Origin of the sequence: Hominisplanchenecus faecis (assembly GCF_020687205.1) — a bacterium.
Taxonomy (GTDB): Bacteria; Bacillota; Clostridia; order Lachnospirales; family Lachnospiraceae; genus Hominisplanchenecus; species Hominisplanchenecus faecis.
Map to the genome: position 1 here is coordinate 1 of NZ_JAJEQE010000077.1, position 7,894 is coordinate 7,894.

8 protein-coding genes are annotated in these 7,894 nt (G+C 40.2%); all 8 read right to left on the reverse strand.

Annotated elements, in window-relative coordinates; genetic code table 11:
- Window positions 1-1,136: FtsK/SpoIIIE domain-containing protein (locus LKD42_RS14445; RefSeq protein WP_248836102.1), on the reverse strand; the 1,136-nt coding region annotated here is incomplete at its 3' end.
- Window positions 1,137-1,219: 83 nt separating this feature from the next.
- A complete protein-coding gene (locus LKD42_RS14450) occupies window positions 1,220-1,582 on the reverse strand; it encodes a helix-turn-helix domain-containing protein (RefSeq protein ID WP_015555127.1) in 363 nt (120 codons plus the stop codon).
- A 179-nt stretch (window positions 1,583-1,761) separates the two neighbouring features.
- Window positions 1,762-2,145, reverse strand: a complete 384-nt coding sequence (locus tag LKD42_RS14455) for a YdcP family protein (protein WP_118702206.1) — start codon at window positions 2,143-2,145, stop codon at window positions 1,762-1,764.
- Between the two features lie 15 nt (window positions 2,146-2,160).
- Complete coding sequence (locus LKD42_RS14460) at window positions 2,161-2,487, reverse strand: YdcP family protein (protein ID WP_005339720.1); 327 nt, start codon at window positions 2,485-2,487, stop codon at window positions 2,161-2,163.
- Window positions 2,488-2,725: 238 nt separating this feature from the next.
- Window positions 2,726-5,770: an SrtB-anchored collagen-binding adhesin gene (locus LKD42_RS14465; RefSeq protein WP_227567255.1), complete on the reverse strand. Its 3,045-nt coding sequence runs from the start codon at window positions 5,768-5,770 to the stop codon at window positions 2,726-2,728.
- Window positions 5,771-5,923: 153 nt separating this feature from the next.
- On the reverse strand, window positions 5,924-6,106 hold the full coding sequence (locus tag LKD42_RS14470) for a hypothetical protein (protein WP_248836103.1): 183 nt from the start codon (window positions 6,104-6,106) through the stop codon (window positions 5,924-5,926).
- Window positions 6,107-6,309: 203 nt separating this feature from the next.
- Window positions 6,310-7,233: an Rpn family recombination-promoting nuclease/putative transposase gene (locus tag LKD42_RS14475; RefSeq protein WP_248836104.1), complete on the reverse strand. Its 924-nt coding sequence runs from the start codon at window positions 7,231-7,233 to the stop codon at window positions 6,310-6,312.
- 402 nt (window positions 7,234-7,635) lie between these two features.
- Entirely contained in the window at window positions 7,636-7,812 is a 177-nt protein-coding gene (locus tag LKD42_RS14480) for a recombinase family protein (protein ID WP_022117962.1), read from the reverse strand.
- Window positions 7,813-7,894: the final 82 nt, after the last annotated feature.

Below are 7,894 nucleotides of genomic sequence, written 5' to 3' on the forward strand. Positions count from 1 at the left end.
TTATCTCTGATACCGTCCGAGAAATACTTTGCGTCTGGACGCTGGCAGGCAACGATAAGGAAATAACCTGCTTGTCGTCCTAACATAACGATTTTCTTTAACTGGCTAAGTAAGCCCACGCTTTCTTTCGTCCCCAGCATTTCAAAAAATGCCACATATTCATCAAAGATAAGAAAGCAGGGTGGCAGTCCCAGATAGGCATAGTTTTCGCCCGTCTTATAGTTCGGGTGTCGCTTCATTTCCTCACTTCGCTGTACCATGCCCTCATAAAAGGCATTGACGCAATCAATCATTTCTTCTTTGGTGTGATAGACATTAGGCATGACTGTTCCCAAGTCTGCAAGGTCGCTGTTCTTTGGGTCTAAGATATAAAGAACAGCGTTGGTATGCAGTAAAGCTTCAATGAGCGTCAGTAGAAAATATGTTTTACCGCCACCAGTCCCACCAGCGATAAGGGCATGAGGAAGTGCGTCATATTCCCAGACAAGATTTTTCATCAGTCTAAGACAGCCGTTTTCTGCCCGTACTTCATCAATGGTAATACGGTTCGCTATCATATCATAAAGCAGGGTATATTCGATATAGCCGTCATGTAAGGTTTTGTCAGTCAGCTCGCAATATAAGCCACTTTCCAATTTATCCTCTAACCGTAAAAGCTGGTCTTGATATTTTCCTAATGTGATTTCACAGCGGATATGAAGCAGTCCCTTTTCCATTTGATAATAAATCTTTGGAAACCAGACGATTTTTTCCCTTGATCTGCTTTGCAGGTCAGCAAAAAAACCGCTGTCTTGTACGGTATCGGCTTCATACCACTTATTTTCCAGTATCATTCGTGCCAGCTTTTGACGGTGCAGGAGCTTCTTGAAACTGTCGTAACAGAAACGGTAATACAGAAAAGCGACCAATGCACAAACACCAGTCGCTATCAGTAAGGTTATGAAGTTGTAAGGAGAAAGCGTCAAGCCGTTCTCTAACAAGCTGAAATGCTCCCAATCAGTACATATAAGCGGTTTGATATTCAGTAGCAGGAGAACCGCCATGAATACAAACAGAAGCGTCCCTATGGAAAAGTGGTAGACAAGGTGCTTGTCGCTGGCTCTGATACGGTGTCCTTTGTTCCAATTCATACGCATAAATCAATCACTCCTTTCTGGGTATGAAAAAAGCAGTCAATCCTAAGACTAACTGCTTTGAGTGATATACAAAAATTTACATTTTATTTTACAAAGAATATTCCATATGTAACAATCATTGCAAAAAAGATAAGAACTACTACGCCAATAGCAAGACAAACTCTAATAAAACTTTTTGCTTCATTCATATCGCTGTATATTGAAGATAGTTTTTCGTTATTCAAGTTTTTTTCTCTTACCTCTTGTACATCAATATCTCTTACTAATTCGTCTAATGTTAATCCAAAATAATCGCTTAACAATACTAAGCGTTGAAAATCTGGATAAGATTGACATGACTCCCATTTTGAAATTGTTTGTCTGGAAACTTTTAACTCATTTCCCAATTCTTCTTGAGAAAGTCCCTTTGACTTTCTAAGGTTTATCAGCTTTTCATTAAAATTCATATATTGCCTCCTAATAGTATTCTTTATTTGCGACCGCAAGAATAGTATTACAAAAATAAGAGTTTTCTTCAACCAATCTTTGTTGGCAATTTGTCAACCTGCTTTAACATTATAAAAGTATACATAGATTATAACTTTTCTTTACTGTTTATTCAAAGTAAAAAGCTGATTGTATCATTTTATTTCTTCGACTGTCCCTGCGGTGTATGGTTCTGTGGATTGCCTGTGTTCAGGTTGCCTTTATTTTTCAACACAATATCCTCTGCCTTTACATACCAGTCCACGTCTGCACCCGTATAGGTCTTTCGTGATACCGTATCGGCTACGGGATTGACAAGTTCCACAACTGCATTGTACGGAAATTCTCTTAACGGTACTTCTGGCGGTACAGATACGGGGATAATTCCACCATGCAGACTGCACTTCAAATCATAGATACGCTTTTTAAGCTGGGTACTCGGTGTCCCGTCCGCATTCTGTAAGAACACATCACGCACTGCTGTAAATTTTAATTCTCCAAATGTTTTCTCTTTGTCAATAACAAATCCGTTTGATAATCTCATAACTTCTTCACTCCTTTACTTTTCTTCAACTGCTACAATATCATCAGCAACTAATACATAATCGGTATGTCCCATATCCCCGATTGCGTAACCTCTGCCGTATAACTTCGGATTGACAAGTTTTACTTTCTGCTCATACTTGAACTTCTTTTCGCCAGCCTGCACGGGAATTTCTACCACAACATTTTCGCCTTTCTGTACGTCGGAATAAAGGTTATAGCTTCGTCTGGCTAAGACCCTGCGATTATTTTTATCTCTTTCAAAGACTGGCTCGCTTTCGCCTGCAAATTCAAGAGTTCCAAAAGACTGTGCCATATCTGGCACGACATATTTCATTTCCATATTGTTTTACCTCGTTTCTTTCTATATTTGATAAGTTTTTTAATTGTGATTTCTTATTCTGGCGGTTTGGGAAGTACCAGCAATCCCCCAGATAGTAAAGGGTAAAATCAATGCTTACGCACCCTTGACTATCCGTGTTCTTGCAGGTTGTAGGCAGACAAGCCAGAATAAGCAAAAATCTGCCGTTTGACAGCTTCGGCGGAGAGCGTGATTTTTCTTTCATCATACCGTTACCGCCTTATGATTTCTTCATTTTACGGCGTTTGTAAAGATATGTTCCAGCCAGTCCACCAGCAGACGCAAGCAACATCACAACAAATGCCATTACATTTGTACTGTCGCCCGTTTTGGGACTGTCGCTAGGTCTGTTAGGCTTTTCTGGTGTCGGTGGTGTTTCGGGTTTCTCTGGTTCTTCTGGCTTTTCCTTAAAGGTAATCGTCTGTCCCTTATCCTCAATATCCTTATGCTCGGTAACTTTCTTCGGCTCGTCTGGATTGCTTAAATCGTATAATTCCTCAAAAGTTACAAGCTGTTTGCCGTCAAGAGAAGTAGCGTCAAACGTAAAAGCAACTTCCACTTTCATAGTTTCGCTGTCAGCAATAAAAGTGTAATCACTTTCCACACGTTTTCCATTGATAAGAAGTTCTGCATTTTCTTCTTTCAACATCTGCCAGCCCACAAATTTGTACTGTGTACCGACTTCTAAGCCCTCTAAGGTTACGGTATCAATGATTGTAACATCTTTTCCTGCTTTAAGCTCTTTGTTGCCGTCCTTATCGGTAGCGGTAGTATGTATCTTGATGATACGCTCTGTGATAAGTACCGTTTGCCCGTCGTCCTCAATGTCTTTGTGTTCTGCAACTTTTACGGGTTCGTCTGGATTGCTGAAATCATATAATTCTTCAAAGGTAACAAGGTTTTTGCCATCTAAAGCAGACGCATTGAATGTATAGGAAATTTCCACTTTCATTTCTTCATCATCAGCGACAAAGGTATAATCGTTTTCTACACGTTTCCCGTCAATGATAAGCTCGGCGTTTTCTTCCTTTAACATCTGCCAGCCTTTCAACTGATACTTTGTGCCTTTTGTAAGTCCGTCTAATTTGACAGTATCAACGATTGTAACCTCTTTTCCTGCAAGGATAGTCTTTTCGCCGTCTTTGCTGGTCGCTGTGGTATGAATAGAGATTTCTTTTTCGTATTCATCAGTCAGCGTTCCTAAATCAATCACAAGATTATTTCTTGATACCACGATTTCAAAAGGTGGGATAAGTTCAAAACCTTTGTTACTGTCGCAACGCATTTCTTCAATGATGTAGGTATCATAAGGCAACGCACCCTTGCTGTCATCTGGTTCAGAAGTCCCAAACCACACACCGTCCTCACTGGTCTTGCCTGCGTTAGTATTATGCTTGTGAGAAGCCCAGTCGGCAGAAGTGGAGAACTGCCCGTTATCATCAGTTACAACAATATGATTTTCTCCCGTCGTCTTGCTTGTGATCCTAAAGGGAACATCATCAAGACGCTTATGTGTGCCTGCACCGATTTTTACACCCTCAATATCTCCACGCTTAATCTGATTGTAGATAGAATGAGCTTCGTCGGTTAAGTCCACGATTTTTCCATTTTCTGTGATTGCAAAGTCAATCGGTTTTGCACCGTCAGTTAAGTAACCGTCGGGAGCTTCACTCTCAACAATGCGGAATTTTCCATAAGGTAAGAGGTCAGAAGAAGTAGAAGCGATACCCTCAATATCTGTACGAATAGTTTTTACGACTTCATTTTTCTTATATAGCTTGCCCTCAACCAAAACAGAATTATCATTTAAGGAAATGATGTCAAAGACAGTATCTTTCAGAGTGGCACTTCCTTGTGGCTTTGTATCGCCCGTTTCTAAATCTCGTTTCTGAATTTTGACACCGCCACGGATAACCTTGTCTGATACGGAAAACTGGTTACTTCCAGATAATACGGCAAGGTCGCCGTCCTCGGTAATCTGTGTTACATATAAGCCCTTAATCTGTTCGGACTTATCGCCAGCCTGCATATATGCACCCTCTAACAAGTAGCCGTTTGGAGCTTTCGTTTCCTCAACGGTTAGCGTTCCAAGTGGAAGAACCGCCTTGCCGTCCTGCATATAGAAGCTATCGTCAGATACCTTGTATGCGTCCGCTAATTTTGTGATGTAGTGAGTTGTCCCGTCGCTGTCTGTTTCAGCGATTGTCTTTGTAACCCATGTACGAGTAGCTTCGGCAGGGAGATTGTCTTTATTATAGAAGCCTGCATAATACTTCCATGTAAATTCCGCACCTGCTAAAGAAGCGTTCCCTTGCGGATTGTCTTTCTGTGTTTCCATATCAATCTTGAAAAGCTCAATCAAAGTGTCCGTTACTTTTGGCGTATCAGATACTTTCAATGTTGCTGTCTTTCCAGCTTCAACCTTTAAGGAATATACAGTTTTATCCACTTTATATCCTGCTGGTGCGGATAATTCCTTGATATAGACTGTGCCAGCCGTTACCTCTACAACATCTGTATTTCCGTTTCCATCAGTCGTAAGGGTGGCAAGCTGTTTCGTACAGTCCTTATCAGAAAAGACACCATAGGTTGCACCAGAAATATAGTAATTCCCATTACCGTCTGTAATGCTGGCATTACTGGAAGTCTTTTGCAGTTTTGCATTTCCAACATTCAGTTTCGCCCAGAATTGTCCCAATTCCTGCCCCTCGCCAGAGTAGATATAACCGCCACATTCATAGCGTCCTTTATTTTCTTTGACAAAGGTTTTTGCACCAGAGAAAACTTCGTCCTGCGTAGTCTTTGGAATTTCATCATAAGAAGCTCGCACGTTATCACATTGCCAGCCAAGATGTACGCTCAATTTCTGCCAGACAACACATTGTTCCAACAGATAGACTTGTTTATAGTTCAATTCCTTGTGAGCTTCGCCATACTGTTTGACATACTCTAAGGATAACGCCACATCTGAAATCTGGTCGGCACTCATGCGTGAGCTTGCGTCAGCTCTGGTCTTATAGCCGTTCTTAAAATCTGTATTGATGTCAATACAATAGGCAGTTTCGCCCTCGACTTTCATATAGCCCTCATTGAATGTCGAACCAATAGAACCGTCATTCATTACTTTTTCAATGATACCGACACGTTCTGCACTTTCCGTCCAGTATTGCTTGCTTTCTGCATGAACGGGTGTAGTCGGTAAAGCAGTAACGACAGTTGCAAGAGCTAAGAAGCCCGTACACAATCGTTTCCATGTCTTTTTCATAAATCTAATGCTCCTTTCATTTTGGGTATAAAAATAGACGCTCATTTCTGAACGTCTACATTATTGAAAGGCTTGTCCTCTCACACATATTTTATTTTAATAGGTACAACAGTTGCCTTTCTCCTTGTATTTTCGTTGTTTTCATTACTTGCGTTATCTACAACCCCCATGCCCCGCATCAATCAAAATAACCTGTTTCTCCACACTGCCGGAAGCCGGAAGCACATTTTTCACACCACTCGTAAAAAGTAAAATTGCACATGCCAGCACCAATATTCCCATCCATACTTCCGCAGGGATATTTTTCAGCCGCAGATCATACATCAAAACCGTCACCCATTTTTGGACTCTTGTGACAGTTTATTCAGAAAGAAGTCCATTTAAGAACAGGTTAAATGCAAATCATAATTACCTGGCACTGTTAGGACGCCACTTTTTCAGTGGCGTCCTGTTAGAAGTGGGAGTCTTCTCCGACTAAGATAAAAAATCTCTGCAAGAGTTCCTGCCGTAAGTCGCTCCTGCAGAGGGGAAATGTTCATTTAATCCAGTGCCTGTTCAAACTCCTGAACGGTATTTGCCTTTAATGCTTTTGTAAACCAAATGTCCAAACGATCTACATCTGGTTCTTCTTCGATTCTTTTTCTGGTCTTTTCGTCCACAGTTCCTTTCGTTTCCAGCACACGTAAAATAAATTCCACTCTGCTGGCTTTCTTTTGCTCTTCCCTTCCAAGCTCAATTCCTTTCGCAATACCCATCTTTTCCAGCCTCTCTGCCACATCACACATACTATGCACCTCCTTCTTTTTCTTGAACATTTCTTTATAACGGTCGTCACCTGTCATTACCTGCAACAGTTTTAACACTTCATCTACATGCTTTATTTCCGTCGGATCATCTGGTATATAATCTTTGTTCTTTCTTTTTTTCACAAAAAAATTTGCTACGATTCGAAAATCACTCTGAAATCTTTCTATTTCTTCCTCTGTCAGCCATGCGATCTCAAACACCTGCATACTGTAGTCATTTACAAACTTATCCAGTCCTTCTGGTATTTCCATCAAAGATTTAATATTTTTTTCGCTGTTCCAGTGTCTGTCCGTTCCAAAGTACAATACAATTGTCACCACCGGAAGAATCTTTTTCCTTTCTTCCAGCAACTGGCTGCGGTACGCTGTCCCATCATATCCTATCACGCGAAACGGCATATTTTTCTCCACAACGCTCTGATTCTCAATACCGCAAATCGCAAGCTCTACTTCTTTTTCTTTCCAGTACTTTGCTACGTCTCGTTCCAGCTCATGTACTTTTTCATCTTCCGCTTTGTACTGTGAATGGATTGACGTATTTTCCAGTGCTTCCGGCAGGATTCTCTGTTCTCCCGCAAAAAGTAATCCATTCATAATATCCGCAAAAACATCATTATAATCTGCCAGAATTTTCTCTGTAATATCTTTTTCTCCCATAGGCTTCTCCTTTTTTTGGTTCTTTTACGTGAAGCAACTACGGGATGTAAGTTTTTTCCTAAAACAATATTTCAGGTAATACTTCCTGCTTTCAAGTATACGAAAAATTTTCATTTCTTCAAGCCGCTTCACGCAGGTCTTTTTTAAATTGGATTTTCCTGGCGAATGGCATTGAATTTTCATTGAGTTTTGAAAAGCAATACGATTTTTGCTTTCTGTTTGATAGATATATAATATATTTTACTTCTGTTTTGTGTTTATTATAATTGTCTATGTGATGTTTGTCAACTATTTTGTTATGTGCTTTGCATGGTATTTTTACATACACTTTATAAAATCAACATCAAAAGTAAACTTTATAACAATAGGGAGGCAACCCTCCCCATCAAAAAATTTCATCTTTTATCCTTCTTTTAATTTTCTGATCAGCTTACGATATTCCGGACGTTCAAAGTCTTTTCCGGACTGATAATCGCAATAAATATTTTTTGGTGAAATACTATATGGTTTTAATGCCATGATCTGCCTGTCTATGTGCTGCTCTTTTGTAGAAACTCTGATATATGCATATTGTTCCATCTTCATCCTGCCACTCAAAATGTGATTAAATAGACTCACACCGAGATAATGTAGACCCTCACGAGTTCTACTTACTGCTTTA